This window comes from Isoptericola dokdonensis DS-3, assembly GCF_001636295.1.
Classification (GTDB): Bacteria; Actinomycetota; Actinomycetes; order Actinomycetales; family Cellulomonadaceae; genus Isoptericola; species Isoptericola dokdonensis.
The window spans coordinates 622,335-637,666 of sequence record NZ_CP014209.1 but is presented as its reverse complement, the minus strand read 5'-3'; the positions used below and the strand labels follow the sequence as shown (position 1 = coordinate 637,666).

At 75.7% G+C, this 15,332-nt stretch carries 14 protein-coding genes and 2 pseudogenes; 2 read left to right on the top strand and 14 right to left on the bottom strand.

What is annotated here, in order from left to right:
• Window positions 1-312 precede the first annotated feature (312 nt).
• Window positions 313-2,124 (top strand): DEAD/DEAH box helicase, encoded by a 1,812-nt coding sequence (locus I598_RS03065; protein WP_068201172.1) that lies wholly within the window; start codon window positions 313-315, stop codon window positions 2,122-2,124.
• A gap of 114 nt (window positions 2,125-2,238) precedes the next feature.
• Here I598_RS03065 and I598_RS03060 read toward each other — a convergent pair whose 3' ends face one another.
• The 4 genes from I598_RS03060 to rpe form a co-directional block, all read right to left on the bottom strand.
• Entirely contained in the window at window positions 2,239-2,694 is a 456-nt protein-coding gene (locus tag I598_RS03060; RefSeq protein WP_068201170.1) for a PH domain-containing protein, read from the bottom strand.
• Between the two features lie 2 nt (window positions 2,695-2,696).
• Complete coding sequence (gene hisG, locus I598_RS03055) at window positions 2,697-3,545, bottom strand: ATP phosphoribosyltransferase (RefSeq protein ID WP_068204822.1); 849 nt, start codon at window positions 3,543-3,545, stop codon at window positions 2,697-2,699.
• Between the two features lie 68 nt (window positions 3,546-3,613).
• Window positions 3,614-3,877: a phosphoribosyl-ATP diphosphatase gene (locus I598_RS03050; protein WP_068201168.1), complete on the bottom strand. Its 264-nt coding sequence runs from the start codon at window positions 3,875-3,877 to the stop codon at window positions 3,614-3,616.
• Between the two features lie 147 nt (window positions 3,878-4,024).
• Complete coding sequence (gene rpe / locus I598_RS03045) at window positions 4,025-4,687, bottom strand: ribulose-phosphate 3-epimerase (protein ID WP_068201167.1); 663 nt, start codon at window positions 4,685-4,687, stop codon at window positions 4,025-4,027.
• A 38-nt stretch (window positions 4,688-4,725) separates the two neighbouring features.
• Between rpe and I598_RS03040 the strand changes: the two genes are divergently transcribed.
• Window positions 4,726-5,280, top strand: a complete 555-nt coding sequence (locus tag I598_RS03040) for a GNAT family N-acetyltransferase (RefSeq protein ID WP_068201165.1) — start codon at window positions 4,726-4,728, stop codon at window positions 5,278-5,280.
• Between the two features lie 127 nt (window positions 5,281-5,407).
• Here the strand turns inward: I598_RS03040 and I598_RS18000 are convergent, their stop codons facing one another.
• The 10 genes and pseudogenes from I598_RS18000 to rpoZ form a co-directional block, all read right to left on the bottom strand.
• Window positions 5,408-6,211 (bottom strand): HipA domain-containing protein, encoded by an 804-nt coding sequence (locus I598_RS18000; protein WP_232314240.1) that lies wholly within the window; start codon window positions 6,209-6,211, stop codon window positions 5,408-5,410.
• A gap of 204 nt (window positions 6,212-6,415) precedes the next feature.
• A pseudogene (locus I598_RS18365) lies at window positions 6,416-6,688 on the bottom strand (HipA N-terminal domain-containing protein); the annotation flags it as partial.
• A complete protein-coding gene (locus I598_RS03030; protein WP_068201161.1) occupies window positions 6,669-6,923 on the bottom strand; it encodes a helix-turn-helix domain-containing protein in 255 nt (84 codons plus the stop codon). The gene I598_RS03030 and the pseudogene I598_RS18365, both read right to left, overlap by 20 nt.
• Window positions 6,924-7,026: 103 nt before the next feature.
• Window positions 7,027-8,562: an RsmB/NOP family class I SAM-dependent RNA methyltransferase gene (locus I598_RS03025; RefSeq protein WP_068201159.1), complete on the bottom strand. Its 1,536-nt coding sequence runs from the start codon at window positions 8,560-8,562 to the stop codon at window positions 7,027-7,029.
• Window positions 8,559-9,500 carry a methionyl-tRNA formyltransferase gene (fmt, locus tag I598_RS03020; RefSeq protein ID WP_068201158.1) on the bottom strand — a complete coding sequence of 314 codons (942 nt, stop codon included), beginning with the start codon at window positions 9,498-9,500 and terminating at the stop codon, window positions 8,559-8,561. The genes I598_RS03025 and fmt overlap by 4 nt, the downstream gene beginning before the upstream one ends.
• A gap of 49 nt (window positions 9,501-9,549) precedes the next feature.
• A complete protein-coding gene (locus I598_RS03015; RefSeq protein WP_068201156.1) occupies window positions 9,550-10,191 on the bottom strand; it encodes an HAD family hydrolase in 642 nt (213 codons plus the stop codon).
• Window positions 10,191-12,341, bottom strand: coding sequence for a primosomal protein N' family DNA-binding protein (locus tag I598_RS03010; RefSeq protein WP_068201153.1), 2,151 nt, complete (start codon window positions 12,339-12,341; stop codon window positions 10,191-10,193). Before I598_RS03010 ends, I598_RS03015 begins: the two co-directional genes overlap by 1 nt.
• Window positions 12,342-12,383: 42 nt before the next feature.
• Window positions 12,384-13,589, bottom strand: coding sequence for a methionine adenosyltransferase (gene metK / locus I598_RS03005; protein WP_068201152.1), 1,206 nt, complete (start codon window positions 13,587-13,589; stop codon window positions 12,384-12,386).
• Between the two features lie 78 nt (window positions 13,590-13,667).
• Window positions 13,668-14,888 carry a bifunctional phosphopantothenoylcysteine decarboxylase/phosphopantothenate--cysteine ligase CoaBC gene (coaBC, locus tag I598_RS03000; RefSeq protein WP_068201150.1) on the bottom strand — a complete coding sequence of 407 codons (1,221 nt, stop codon included), beginning with the start codon at window positions 14,886-14,888 and terminating at the stop codon, window positions 13,668-13,670.
• 106 nt (window positions 14,889-14,994) lie between these two features.
• Window positions 14,995-15,258, bottom strand: a pseudogene (gene rpoZ / locus I598_RS02995) (DNA-directed RNA polymerase subunit omega); the annotation flags it as partial.
• Window positions 15,259-15,332: the final 74 nt, after the last annotated feature.

Below are 15,332 nucleotides of genomic sequence, written 5' to 3'. Positions count from 1 at the left end.
TCCACACCGCCGATCCCGCCTGCCCTGCTGCTTGCACCCTCACCACCTGCATCGACCCCGAGCCTGCGCCGACATCCTACGCAGGACCGGCCCCCCTCGTGCGTCAGTGGGCAAACTCACCGCACCCGCCCCTGCCACCCGGCCCCGACAACGCGTACGATGAGGTGATCCCCTCGGAGTTCGTCGTCATCCCGCGTGTTCCCAGTTCCCCGGCCACAGCAGCCGGGCCGTTGTGTGTGTACGGGACCCAGCGACCGCCTCGCCGTCGGCGACGCAGGACTCCCCCACCACCGACGAAACGGTCACCACACGATGAGCAACGACACCACCCTGCCCACCGAGGCCCAGCCCACCTTCGCCGACCTCGCCCTGCCCGCAGCGCTGCAGGCAGCGGTCGACGACCTCGGCTTCACCACCCCCTCCCCCATCCAGGCCGAGGCGATCCCCGCCCTGCTGGCCGGACGCGACATCACCGGCGTCGCCCAGACCGGCACCGGCAAGACCGCAGCCTTCGGCATCCCGCTGCTCGCCGCCGTCGACCCCGCCGCCGACGTCTCCCGCGGTCACGTCCAGGCGCTCGTCCTGGCCCCGACCCGCGAGCTCGCCATGCAGGTCGCCGACGCCGTCGAGAGCTTCGCCACCCACCTGCCCGGCGTGCACGTCCTGCCCGTCTACGGCGGCGCGCCCTACGTGCCCCAGCAGCGCGCCCTCCGCGACGGCGTCCACGTCGTCGTCGGCACCCCCGGCCGCGTCATGGACCACCTCGAGCGCGGCTCGCTGCACCTCGACACCGTCAAGTTCCTCGTCCTCGACGAGGCCGACGAGATGCTCCGCATGGGCTTCGCCGAAGACGTCGAGAAGATCTTCGGCCAGGCCCCCGCCGAGCGCCAGGTCGCCCTGTTCTCCGCGACCATGCCGCCCGCCATCCGCTCCGTCGCCGACACCCACCTCACCAACCCCGTGCAGGTCGCCGTCTCCCGGCAGTCCAGCACCGTCACCTCCGTCGAGCAGACCTACGCGGTCGTGCCGTTCCGGCACAAGGTCGGCTCCCTGGTCCGCGTCCTGGCCACCTCCGAGGCCGACGCCACCATCGTCTTCACGCGGACCCGCGCCGCGGCCGAAGAGGTCGGCGTCGCCCTCGTCGAGCGCGGCGTCTCCGCCGCCACCATCTCCGGCGACGTCGCCCAGAAGGAGCGCGAGAAGATCGTCGAGCGGCTCCGCAACGGCTCGCTCGACGTCCTCGTCGCCACCGACGTCGCCGCCCGCGGCCTCGACGTCGACCGCATCGGGCTCGTCGTGAACTTCGACATCCCCCGCGAGGCCGAGGCCTACGTGCACCGCATCGGCCGCACCGGCCGCGCCGGTCGCACCGGCCGCGCCATGTCGTTCGTCACCCCCCAGGAGCGCGGCAAGCTCAAGCACATCGAACGCACCATCCGCGCCAAGCTCACCGAGGTCGAGGTGCCCTCCCCCCGCGACGTGTCCGCACACCGGGCACGCACCATCCTCGGCACCGTGCCCGCGCGACTCGAGGCAGGACGCCTCGACCTGTACACCGAGCTCCTCGCCGAGCACCTCGCGCCCCGCGAGGACGGCACCGCACCCGACGCCGCACAGGTGGCGGCCGCGCTCCTGGCGCTCGCGGTCGGCGACGACGGCCCCGCGCACACCGCGGCCCAGGAGGCGCACGAGAAGGAGCGCGCCGAGGTCAAGGGTGGCCGCACGCGCGAGACCCACCGCGCCGAGCGCGTGGACCGCGACGGCGACCGTACCGGCCGGCACCCCCGCTCCGAGCACGGCCGTGACGACCGCGGCCGCGGCATCCGTCGCCCCGCCGAGGGCACCCGCTACCGCATCTCGGTGGGCCACACGCACGGCGCGCAGCCGCGCGGCATCGTGGGCGCGCTGACGAACGAGGGCGGTCTGCGCGGCGCCGACATCGGCAAGATCGACATCTTCGGGAACTTCTCCCTGGTCGACATCACCACGCCGCTCGACGACGGCCAGATGAACCGCCTGGGTCGCGCGAACGTCGCGGGCCGCCAGCTGCGCATCTCGCTGGACAAGGGCGCCCCGGAGCGTCGGGCGCCGCACACGGAGCGTCGTCCCGCCCGCCAGTACTGAGCGCCGACGCCAGAACCGGACCGGTCCCGGCGCGACACGAAGGGGCGGCCCCCGCAGAGCTTCTGCGGGGGCCGCCCCTTCGTCGTGCTCCGGCGGTCGCGGGCCCTGGTCGGATCAGGTCGGGTCGGGCGCCTCGCCGAGCTCGCGCACGAGCTTCCGGAGCCGCCGCGCCTCGGCCATGCCGTGCTCGCCGTCGGCGCGCTGGACCGCCATGACCGCGAGGGTGCCGCCGTCGGCCAGGTCGAGCACCACCCACGAGTCGTCGCGCTCGAGCCGGACCTCGACGATCTCGGGCCACTCGACACGGCGGGTGCGCACGATGTTGCGCACGGCCAGACCACCCGCGTCCGGGCGGGCGTGCACCCCGCCGAGCCGCCACAGCAGCCACAGCGCCCCACCGGCGAACACGAGGAAGGCGACGCGGGTGCCCGCGTCGAGGAGCACCCCGCCGGGGCCGAGCAGCGCGATGGCGAGGCTGCCGCCGACGGCGACCGTCCCGGTCACGGCGGCCGCCACCCGCGTCCACCGCGGGCGGAAGACGCGGAACCGGTCGTCGCCGGCGGCAGGCACGGTCAGAGCCGCGACGCGAGGATCGACGTCACGAGGATGCCGCGCGCCCCCACCTCGTACAGGGCGTCCATCACCTGGTTCGTCTCGGACCGGCGCACCATCGACCGCACCGCCGCGGACTGGCCGTTGTGCAGGGGCGAGACGGTCGGCGACTCGAAGCCCGGGGTCACCGCCACGGCGGCGTCGACGAGGTCGACGGGGATGTCGTAGTCGATGAGCACGTACTCGCGTGCGGTGATGACTCCCTGCAGGCGGCGCGTGAGGACCTCCAGGCCGGCGGGCACCTCGGCCCCGCGCCGCCGGATGAGGACGGCCTCGGACCGCAGGATCGGGTCGCCGAAGACCTCCAGCCCTGCCGCGCGCAGCGTGGTGCCGGTCTCCACGACGTCGGCGATCACGTCGGCCACGCCGAGCTGGACCGAGCTCTCCACGGCGCCGTCGAGGTGCACGATCGCGGCCGCCTCGACGCCCCGCTCGGCCAGGTGCGTGGCGACGAGCGTCGTGTACGACGACGCCACCCGTCGCCCGGCGATCTGGGCGACGTCGTCGATCGTCCCGGCGGGCGCGGCGAACCGGAAGGTCGACCTGGCGAAGCCGAGCGCGAGGTGCTCGTCCGCGTCGGCCGCGGAGTCGAGGAGCAGGTCGCGGCCGGTGATGCCGACGTCGACGGTGCCGGACCCGACGTACACGGCGACGTCGCGGGGACGCAGGAAGAAGAACTCGACGTCGTTGTCCGCGTCGGTGAGGACCAGCTCACGGGTGTCGCGGCGCTGGCGGTATCCCGCCTCGCGGAGCATGTCGGTGGCGGGGGTGGACAGGGATCCCTTGTTCGGGACGGCGATGCGCAGCATCTCGGGTACCTCTTCGTGATCGGGCGGGACGGGCAGGCCGTGCGCGTCGCGGCAGCGGTGCCGGACGCTCACAGATGCGCGTACACGTCCTCCAGGGTGAGTCCCTTGGCCAGCATCAGCACCTGCAGGTGGTACAGGAGCTGGGAGATCTCCTCGGCGGCGGCCTCGTCGGTCTCGTGCTCGGCGGCCATCCACACCTCGGCGGCCTCCTCGACGATCTTCTTGCCGATCGCATGGACGCCGGCGTCCAGCTCGGCGACGGTCCCCGACCCGGCGGGTCGGGTCCGGGCCTTGTCGGAGAGCTCGGCGAACAGGGAGTCGAAGGTCTTCACGCCACCAGCCTAGACGTGCCGACCCCCCGCGCTCCGGGCCGTTCCGGGGTACGGGACGCACGTCACAGGTTCTTCGAGGCGCTTGGCACACTATTTATCCAGGACGAGCGGACGACGACCGAGGCCCGTCCGCCCGTGCTCGACCGCTCAGTGGCGGTGCGCCGACGCCATCTCCCGCAGCACCGCGATCTCCGCCGGGACGTCGTCGGCGCCGAAGACGGCCGACCCCGCCACGAAGACGTTCGCCCCCGCCTCCGCGGCCCGCTCGATCGTCTCCCGCGACACTCCCCCGTCGACCTGGACGTGCACGTCCAGACCCGCCGCGCTCACCGCCTGCCGCACCCGCCGGATCTTCGGCAGGGTCCCCTCGATGAACGACTGGCCGCCGAACCCCGGCTCCACCGTCATCACGAGGATCATGTCGACCTCGCCCAGGAGGTCGAGGAACGGCTCCACCGGCGTCGCCGGCCGCAGCGCGAGGCCCGCCCGAGCCCCGAGCCGGCGCAGCTCGCGAGCGAGCCGCACGGGCGCCTGGGCGGCCTCCGCGTGGAACGTCACCGACGCCGCACCGGCCTCCGCGTACGCGGGCGCCCAGCGGTCCGGGTCCGCGATCATCAGATGCCCGTCCACCGGCACCGGCGACACCTGCACGAGCCGCTCGAAGACCGGCAGGCCGAGCGTCAGGTTCGGCACGAAGTGGTTGTCCATGACGTCGACGTGCGCGTAGTCCGCGGTCGCGATCGAGCGGAGGTCGCGCTCGAGGTTCGCGAAGTCGGCCGACAGGATGCTCGGGTTGATCAGCGCTGGCATGCGCCCAGCCTAGGGCGCACGGCCGCTAGGCTCCCCCGGTGACCACTCCCCCCTCCCCCGCGGCGGACGGGGCCGACGCGACCGGGCCCGCCCGACCGCTCGTCCGGCCGGCCACCGCCGCCGACCTCGAGGCGGTCGCCGCGATCTTCGCCCCCTACGTGCGCACCACCGCCGTCACCTTCGACGAGGAGCCGCCGACGGCCACGCAGTGGGCCGACCGGCTCGCCGACCTCGTCTCCCGCGGGCTGCCGTTCCTGGTGGCCGAGCTCGACGGAGCGGTCGTCGGGTACGCGTACGCCGGGCCGTGGCGGCCCAAGGCCGCCTACCGGCACACCGTGGAGAGCACCATCTACCTCGACCCGCGGGCCCAGGGCCGGGGCGTCGGCACACGCCTGCTCGCGGCCCTGCTGGACGCCCTCGGCCTCGCCGGGGTCCGTCAGGTCGTGGCCGTCGTGGCCGACGACCCCGCCGCCGCCGGGTCGATCCCCCTGCACCGACGCCTCGGGTTCGCCCCGGCCGGGACGCTGCACGACGTCGGCTTCAAGCACGGCCGCTGGGTGAGCACCGTGCTCATGCAGCGCACGCTGCACTGAGCGGCGCACCCACCGCCGGGTGAGGCCCCCCGAGGGGTCCGCAGGCCCCGTGGACACGTCCGCGAGCGCTCCGGGGCCCCGTCCCGGACGTCCGGGTGGTCTCGAAGGCGCTCTGCGGACGCTCGTGTCAGTCGAGAGACGCCCGCAGAGCGTCCGTGCGACGCTCCACGGTGCTCCATGCCGCGACCGGCACCCCGGGGTGGGCGTCGCGGTCGATCTCGCCCAGGGCGGTGCGCAGCGCGTCGAGGGTCTGGGTGACGACGCGCTGCGAGCGCCGACGGGGCAGTCCCCAGGCGGTGCCCTCGGTGACGAGGTGGGCCCCGGTGAGGGCGTCCATGTCCCGCTCGCCGGCGACGTCCATGGCGAACACCCGGGAGGCGTGCCCGTGGTGCAGGTGCATGGAGACGTCGTAGGCGGGTGCGAGGGCGACGGTGCCGTCGGCGCGGCGCAGCAGGGAGACGTTCTTGGCGTGGGCGTCGGTGTTGCCGACGGCGAGGTTGAGAGTGGTGAGCGCGAGCAGGGGGTCCGGCCGGGCGCCGTCGTCCCGCAGCACCTGGGCGATCGCGGCCAGCGACGGGATCGCGCGGCCGTGCTGAAACTTGCGCTCGGGGTCGCGGGTGTTGATGCCGAGCGCCTGCGCGGCGTCCTCCTGGTGGATGCGACGAAGTCCGCCGGGCGCTTCCGGGTCCGCCACCCGGTCGTAGCGCGAGACGACGATGGCCCGGACTCCGTCGAAGGTGACGACCTCGGCATCGATGGTGGTGAGGCCGACGCGCCGTGCGAGGTCGAGCGCCGCAGCCTCGGTGTCGACCAGGTCGGCGGTGGGCGAGTCCGCCGCGCGGGCGACCTTGAGGATGTGGGTCGTCGGGTCGGTCCGCCCTGCCCGCCACCAGGCGCCGTCTCGGCGGACGAGACCGATCTTCGGCTCCATGCCGGGCAGCGAACTGGTGAGGTGCCGACTGCGGCCGTGCCCCCCCGCCCGTGCCAGGCCTTCCCTGAGGAGGGCCGCGACACCCCCGTCGTCCAGGCGGACCCTCGTTCCGGTCGACACGGGGGGCACGGTGCCCGGCGCCACGAATGCCAGCGCTCCGACGGTGTCTCCCCCGTAGACGCCGAAGAACGCCACTGCGTCCTCGGGGTCGACGCCGGCTTCCAGAGCCATGTTCTCCCGGACGCGCCCCTCGGGCATCAGCCCGTCGAGCCATGCCGTGGCACGCGCCGGGGACACCGGTGCGTCGTCGTCGATCGGCAGGAGATGGGAAAGGATTCTCGATCCATATCCCCACCGGGCGGTGGCGGACGGATCCCACTCGAGAGCGACGCGGGGTACGCCTCGCTGGCTGCGCCCGGCCGAGAAGGTGGCTACCCGCTCCCCGTACAGCCAGGCGTCAATCGCCGTCGCGACCATCGGCTTCCTGTTCCACGAGGCGCACTTCGATACCCAGCTCGTCGAGGATCTCGAAGAGCCGCGTGATGTAGAGGTTGCCCGCCCCTGACTCCATCTCCGAGACATACTGTCGCGTCAGACCGAGGTCGGCCGCGAGCGCGCCCTGGCTCATGCCCTGGCGCCGTCGAGCCTGCTTGACGAAGCGGCCGATGTCCCGAGAACTCTGTGCGCGCGTCCACCGTCTGCTGACAGCCATTCCGCCTCCTGTCAGATTTTCCAGACAATCGCAATGTCAGCCTAACCTGACATCTCAGCGCCGACAAGGGAGTTTGCCGAGCCGGGTGTGCTACGCCGAGGTTTCATCCGGCCCGGCGCAGCAGGGTGAGGTGCATGGCGTCGGTGCCGTGGACGTGCGGCCAGAGCTGGACGTCGAGGCCTGCCGCTCCCCCGCCGTCGGCGCCGAGGTCGAGGTCGGCGCCGGGGACGAGGACGTCGCGGACGACGGCGCGGGCGTCGAGGCGTTCGACGTCGTCGCGGCGGCGCAGGACGGTGTCGACGACGAGGCGGGTCTCGGCGAGGTGCGGGGAGCACGTCACGTACGCCACCACTCCCCCGGGCCGCACGGCGTCGAGCGCGGAGCGCAGGAGCTCGGCCTGCAGGCCGGTGAGCGCCCCGAGATCGGCCGGCGTGCGGCGCCAGCGGGACTCGGGGCGGCGGCGCAGGGCGCCGAGGCCGGTGCAGGGCGCGTCGACGAGGACGCGGTCGTAGGCGCCGGGCTCCTCGGTGCCGAGGTCGCGGCCGTCGCCGGTGCGGACGGCTTCGACGGCACCGGCGGGCAGGGCGCGCAGGCCGCGTTCGACGAGGCGTGCGCGGTGGGGGGCGATCTCGTTGGCGACGAGGGTGGCCCCGCGGCCGGCCGCGAGCGCCGCGAGGAGGGCGGCCTTGCCGCCGGGTCCGGCGCAGAGGTCGAGCCAGCGGGCGTCGGGGCCGTCCAGGGGGGTGGCGGCGAGGGCGAGGGTGACGAGCTGGGAGCCCTCGTCCTGGACGCCGGCGCGGCCGTCGGCGACGGCGGGCAGGGTGGCGGGGTCGCTGCCGGGGGCGAGGACGTGGGCGGTGGGCGCCCAGCGGCCGGCCTGGAGGCGGGCGTCGGTGCCGGCGGCGAGCTCGTCGGCGTCGACGAGGCCGGGGCGGGTGACGAGGGTGACGCGGGGGGCGGTGTTGTCGGCCTCGAGGAGGTCGGCGGTCTCCCCGGCGTCGCGGCCGTTGCCGTGCAGGGCCTCGCGCAGGGCGCGGGTGATCCACACGGGGTGGGAGCCGGTGCGGGCGAGGGCGGTGATCTCGTCGGGGGCGTCGTCGCGGACGCGGTCGAGCCACTCGGGCAGGGGGGTGCGGCCGACCTTGCGCAGGACGGCGTTGACCATCTGGGCGGGTCCGGCGCCGACGCGGTCGCGGGCGAGCCCGACGGTCTCGGAGACGGCGGCGTGGGCGGGGACGCGCATGCCGAGGAGCTGGTGGGCGCCGAGGCGCAGGACGTCGAGGACGTCGGGGTCGAGCCGGTCGAGGGGGCGGTCGACGCAGGCGGCGAGGATGGCGTCGTAGCGGCCGCGCAGGCGCAGGGTGCCGTAGCAGAGCTCGGTGGCGAAGGCGGCGTCGCGGCCGCTCAGTCCGCGTTCGCGCAGCAGGGGCGGCAGGACGAGGTTGGCGTAGGCGTCGGAGGCGTCGACGTCGCGCAGGACGTCGAAGGCGGCGGTGCGGGCGGGGTCGGTGCGGCGGCGGCGGTCGGCGGGTGCCTGGGTGGTGCGGCCGGCCTGGCCGCGGGAGCGGGCGGCGCCGCGCTGACGGCCGCGGGCGTCGCGCCGGTCGTCGCCGTGCCGGTCGGGGCGGTCGGTGCTCATCGGGTCTCCCCCAGTCGGCCGGTCTCGACGACGGTGCGCCCGGATCCGCGGGCCCAGTCGGGGGCGGGCATGGGCTTCTTGCCGACGGGCTGCACGTCGCCGAGGGCGACGGCGTGGGTGGCGGTGCCGACGAGGACCTCCTGCTTGCCGGCGCGCAGGGCGCCGGGGGCGAGGTCGGTGACGTCGGGGCGGGGGGTGAGGGGGCCGAGGCCGAGGCGGGCGCCGTCGGGCAGGGTGGTCCACGCCCCGGGGGCGGGGGTGACGGCGCGGACGCGGCGGTCGACGGCGAGCGCCGGGTCGTCCCAGCGCACGCGGGCGTCGTCGCGGTCGATCTTCGGGGCGTGCGAGACGCCGTCGGGGCTCTGCGGGGTGGGGGCGAGCTCGCCGGCGGCGAGGGCGTCGAGGGTCGCCACGAGCAGCTGTGCGCCGGAGTCGGCGAGGCGGCCGAGGAGGTCGCCGGTGGTGTCGCGGGGGCGGATGGTCTCGGTGGTGGTGCCGAGCACGGGGCCGGTGTCCATGCCCTCGTCGAGCAGGAAGGTGGTGGCTCCGGTGACCTCGTCGCCGGCGAGGACGGCGTGCTGCACGGGGGCGGCGCCGCGCCAGGCGGGCAGCACGGAGAAGTGCAGGTTGACCCAGCCGGCGCGGGGCACGGCCAGCACCTCGGGGCGCAGCAGGTGCCCGTAGGCGACCACGGGGGCGGCGTCGACGTCGAGGGCGCGCAGGCGGGCGAGGAACTCGTCGCCGCGGGGGGTGTCGGTGATCACCGGGATCCCGGCCTCCTCGGCGGCGACGCGCACGGGGCTGGGCACGAGGCGGCGGCCGCGCCCGGCGGGGGCGTCCGCCCGGGTCAGGACGGCGACGACCTCGTGGTCGGAGGCGAGGAGGGCCCGCAGGGCGGGCACGGCGGGTTCGGGGGTTCCGGCGAAGAGCAGACGCACCGGGCAAGTCTAGGCCGGTCGGCCGCTCTGCCCCCGCGCCGGGCGGAGGTCAGGGCCGCGCGACGGGCAGGCCGAGGTCCGCGAGCGCCGTGCGCAGGGCGGGGGTGCCGGTGAAGACGACGCCGTGGTACCCGGCGGTGCGGGCGCCGGCGACGTTGGCGGCGACGTCGTCGACGAAGACGGTGCGGGCGGGGTCGAGGTCGAAGCGGGTGGCGGCGCGGCGGAAGATCGCGGGGTCGGGCTTGGCGAGGCCTTCGCGGCCGGAGACGAGGACGTCGCACAGGAGCCCGACGGCGGGGGCGGCGGTCTCGGCGTGGTGGTAGGTGTCGGCCGCCCAGTTGGTGAGCCCGTAGACGGGCACCCCGGCGGCGCGGAGCTCGGCGACGAGGTCGGCGCTGCCGGGCACGGGTCCGCCGGCGAGGGTGGCGGCGTAGTCGCGCACGTACCGGGCGGCCAGGGGTGCGAGGTGGGGTGCGGTGGCCTCGAGGTGGGCGACGGCGTCGGCCCAGGTGCGTCCGGCGTCCTGGGCGTGGTTGAAGGCCGGGAAGTCGACCTCGGTCTTCCAGGCGGCGAGCTCGTCCGGGTCGACGCCGGTGAAGGCGGCGTCGGGGTCCCAGCGGAGCAGGACGTTGCCGAGGTCGAGCACGACGGTGTCGACGGCGGGCACGGGGACGGCGGCGGTGGCGGGCATCAGAGCATCTCCGGGGGGTCGAGCTGGACGCGGACGCGCCCGCCCTCGCGGCGGGCGGAGCGGACGGCGAGGGAGGCGCGCAGGCGGCGCGCGAGGTCGAGGCCGTCGGTGAGGGGCACGCGGGCGACGACGCGGACCTGCTCGTCGAGGCGGGCGCCGTCGTCGGGCACGGGGACGGGGCCGAGCAGCGCGTCGGGGGGCAGGTCGAGGCGTCCGACGACGGCGTGCACGGCGTCGGGGTCGCCGGTGACGGCGGCGACGCGGACCGCGGGCGGCAGGTCGAGCTCGCGTCGTTCGGCGAGCTCGCGCTCGGCGAGCCCGGCGGGGTCGGCGCGCACGAGCGCGGCCGTGGGGGCGGGGGCGGCGTCCCCCACGAGGAGGACCTGCCCGTCGGGGCGCACGAGCGCGGTGGCGGCGAGCCAGCGGTGCGCGGCGTCGGTGGCGGTGGCCAGGGCGGTCCCGGTGGTCGACACGGCCGCGTCCAGCAGGAGGGCGGCGACGTAGCCGTCGTCGGCGACGGGTTCGGCGCCGGGGGTGGCGACGACGATGGCGGGGCGGGCGGGGACCCGGTCGAGGATGCCGCCGGGGGCGGTCGAGGCGGACACCTTGACGGGCACCCCGGTGAAGGCACGGCCCAGCTCCTCGGCGGTGCGTTCGGACCCGACGCGCACGGCGCGCACCCGGCCGTCGCCGCACTCGGGGCAGCGCCAGCCGCCGGCGAGGCGCCCGCACCACGTGCACTGCGGGGCGGTGCCCTGGCGGGCCATGCCCAGGGGGCCGTGGCAGGCGGTGCAGCGGGCGGCGGTGCGGCAGCGGGCGCACGCCACGGTCGGGACGTACCCGGCGCGCGGCACCTGCACGAGCACCGGGCCGTGGGCGAGGGCCTCCTTGGCGGTGCGCCACGCCGCGGAGGGCAGCCGCGCGGCGGCGCCCGCGCCCTCGCGGGCCAGCTCGACCGAGGTCAGGGCGCGCACCCGGGGCGAGCGGGCACGCAGGACGTCGCGGGGCGCGGCGATCTCGTGCGCCCAGCCGCGGGCGACGAGGGCCTGGGCCTGCACGGTGCGGCCCGGGGAGGCGAGCAGCAGCGCGGCGCCCTCGAGCTCGCTGCGCAGCGCCAGCACGTCGCGCACGTGCGGGTAGGGGGCGTGCGGCTCGGCGAGGGTCTGCTCGCCGTCGCCCCAGAGCACCACCAGCCCCAGCGCGGGCACGGGGGCCCACACGGCCGCCCGGGTGCCCACCACGACGTCCGCGAGCCCGTGCCGGGCCCGCAGGAACGCCCGGTAGCGCGGCGCCGGACCGTCGTCGGCCTGGAGGCGGACCACCGCGGACACCCCTGCCGCCTCGACGGCCTCGGCGACGAGCGCGACGTCGCGCGCGTCCGGCACCACGACGAGGGCGCGCCGACCACCTGCCACGGCGGCACGTGCCGCCTGCGCGACGCAGGCCGCCCAGTGCGGCACGCGGGCCACGTCCTGGCCGGGCGCGGCGTGCAGGCCCGGCAGGGGGGTCCACACGGCCCGTGGGGCCTCGCCGGCCAGCACCCGGCGGCAGAAGGGCTCCCCGCCCCGGTACGGCGCCCAGACGGCGTCGAAGCCGTCACCCGTCGGAGACGCCGGCGCCGCCGACGGTGGGGCGGCGGCATCGGCGGCGGCATCGGCATCGCCATCGGCGCCCGCCTCGCGGACCGCGGTGAGCGCGGCGAGCACCTCGCCCTCGACGCGGGCGTGCCGGGGCGGCACCGCCAGGCGCAGCACGTCCGTCAGGGTGCCGGCGTACCGCTCGGCCACCCGGCGGGCCAGCTCCAGCACGGCGGGCGTCAGCACCGGGTCGGGGGACACCACCCGGCGCAGCGGCTGCAGCCGGCCGTCGTGGTCGGACTCCGCGAGGCGCGCCACGACGAACCCGCCGACCTCCTGCGGGCCGAACCGCGCCCGGACGCGCACGCCGGGCACCGCGTCGTGGGCCATCGCCGCGGGCACCAGGTAGTCGTACTCGCGGTCCAGGTGGGCGGGCTGCAGGTCCAGCACCACGCGGGCCACCGGGTCGACGTCCGCCACCGGGGCCGGGCCCGCCGGGCGACGGCGCCGCGGGCCCGGGACGTCGTCGAGCCCGAGCAGCGCAGGCTGCTCGGGCTCGTCACGGGAGGTCACGGGGCTATGCAACCACGGACCGCCGACGTCGGTCGCACCGCGTCACACGGCGGCGCGCAGCGCCTCGACCCGGTCCGTGCGCTCCCAGGTGAAACCCTCCACGTCCCGGCCGAAGTGCCCGTACGCGGCCGTGGCGGCGTACACCGGACGCAGCAGGTCCAGGTCGCGGACGATCGCCGCCGGGCGCAGGTCGAACACCTCGCGGATGGCCGCCTCGATGCGCGCCGGGTCCACCTGCGCGGTGCCGAACGTCTCCACGTACAGGCCCACCGGGTGCGCCTTGCCGATCGCGTAGGCGACCTGCACCTCGCAGCGGCGCGCCAGCCCCGCCGCCACCACGTTCTTCGCCACCCAGCGCATCGCGTACGCCGCCGAGCGGTCGACCTTCGAGGGGTCCTTGCCGGAGAACGCGCCGCCGCCGTGGCGGGCCATCCCGCCGTAGGTGTCGACGATGATCTTGCGGCCCGTCAGGCCGGCGTCGCCCTGCGGGCCACCCACGACGAACTTGCCGGTCGGGTTGACGATCACCCGGGCGTCCGCGACGTCGAGCCCGCACTGCTCGGCGACCTGCGCCACGACCGGGTCGATGACGTGGTCGGTGACGTTCGCCAGCAGCTTGTCCTGCTCGACGTCCGCGTCGTGCTGGGTGGAGAGCACGACGGTGTCGAGGCGCACCGGGCGGTCCCCGTCGTAGCCGACGGTGACCTGCGTCTTGCCGTCGGGGCGCAGCCCCAGCACCGCGCCGGTGCGCCGCACCTCCGCGAGGCGCTCCGCGAGCCGGTGGGCGAGGAAGATCGGCAGCGGCATCAGGGACGGCGTCTCGTCCGTGGCGTACCCGAACATCAGCCCCTGGTCGCCGGCGCCCTGGAGGTCCAGCGGGTCGACGTCGCCGGCGTTCGTGCGCCGCTCCAGCGCCTCGTCCACGCCCTGGGCGATGTCGGGCGACTGCGCACCGATCGACACCGACACGCCGCACGAGTCGCCGTCGAAACCGATGGTGGAGGACGTGTAGCCGATGCCGCGCACGACCTCGCGCACGATCTGCGGGATCTCCACGTAGGCCGACGTGGTGACCTCGCCGGCGACGTGCACCAGGCCGGTCGTCACCATCGTCTCCACCGCGACACGCGATCCCGGGTCCTGCGCGAGGAGCGCGTCCAGGATCGCGTCCGAGATCTGGTCGCACACCTTGTCCGGGTGTCCCTCGGTGACGGACTCGGAGGTGAACAGGCGCAGGGCATCGGTCATGCGGACCAGACTACGGGGCGAACCCCCCGGACGGGAGCACATCGCCCCGAAAAGTGCCCAGCATCCGAGATCGTCTCATCAGGTGGACGAGATGCTGGTCACGGCGTCCCAGACGGCGTCCGCGACGACCCGCTTGGACCCGGCCGCCGTGGCCACCGTGGCCCCCGCGCCGTCGACGACCGTCACCTCGTTGTCGTCCGTGCCGAACCCCACCGCGTGCCCGACGGCGTTGACCACCAGCAGGTCGGCTCCCTTGCGGCGGGCCTTGGCACGCCCGTGCTCCAGCACGGTGCCGTCGTCGTCGCCCGTCTCCGCGGCGAACCCGACCACGACCTGACCGACGCGCAGCCGCTCGGCGGCGAGCTCCGCCAGCACGTCCGGGTTCTCGACCAGCTCGATCGGGGCCGGCGACCGCCCCGCGACCTTCTTGATCTTCGCCGCCGGCGGCGCCACGGGACGGAAGTCCGCGACCGCGGCCGCCATCACCACCACGTCCGCCGTGGTGGCCGCGCCCCGCACCGCGGAGCGCAGCTCGGCCGTCGTGGAGACCTCGACGACCTCGGCGCCGCGGGCGCGCACCGGCGCCAGCAGGTCGCCCGCCAGGTTCGCCGCGACCAGCGTCACCCGGGCGCCGCGGGCCAGCGCCGCGACCGCCAGGGCCACGCCCTGGCGCCCGCTGGACCGGTTCCCGATGAACCGCACCGGGTCGATCGGCTCGCGCGTTCCGCCCGCCGAGACCACGACGTGCCGGCCCGCGAGGTCCGCGGCGGGGCGAGCCTCGACGACGTCGAGCGCGACCCGCGCGATCTCCTCCGGCTCGGGCAGCCGTCCGGGTCCGGTGTCCGCGCCCGTCAGGCGCCCGCTCGCCGGCTCGACCACCACCACCCCGCGCGCGCGCAGCGTCGCCACGTTCGCCCGGGTGGCCGGGTGCTCCCACATCTCGGTGTGCATCGCCGGGGCCATCACGACGGGGCAGGACACCGTCAGCAGCGTCGTGGTGAGCAGGTCGTCGGCGCGCCCCGCGGCCGCGCGGGCCAGCAGGTCCGCCGTCGCGGGCGCCACGACCACCAGGTCGGCGCCCTGGCCGAGCGCCACGTGCTGCACCCGGTCGACGTCCTCGAACACCTCGGTGGTGACCGGTTCGCCGGACAGCGCCTCGAACGTCGGCGCGCCCACGAACCGCAGCGCCGACACCGTCGGCACCACCCGCACGGCGTGCCCCTGCTCGCGCAGCAGCCGCAGCAGCAGCACGGCCTTGTACGCGGCGATGCCGCCGCTGACTCCCAGCAGGATCCTCATGCGGCGGCGGGGTGCGTCAGACGATCTCGTCGCCGACGACGTGCGCGGAGGCCGACGGCTCCTCGCCGGCGACCTGGTCCGCACCGATCGCGAACGGGACGTCCACGGGCTCGGCGGCGGGCTGCGCCGTGAGCAGGCCCGCGTTGATCTCGCGCATCGCGATCGACAGCGGCTTCTCCTGGTTGCGGGCCTCGACCAGCGGGCCCACGTTCTCCAGCAGGCCCTCGTTGAGCTGCGCGTAGTACGCGTTGATCTGGCGGGCACGCTTGGCCGCGTACAGCACGAGGCCGTACTTCGACTCGCTGCGCTCCAGCAGGTCGTCGATCGGCGGGTCGGTGATCCCGATGGGCTGCGGGGTGGTTCCGGCCATCACTGCCTCCAAGCAGACGTCGTGACCGGTGGCCGCGGGTCGCGCCCGGCCACCGGGAAGTCAAGGGTTGCGAA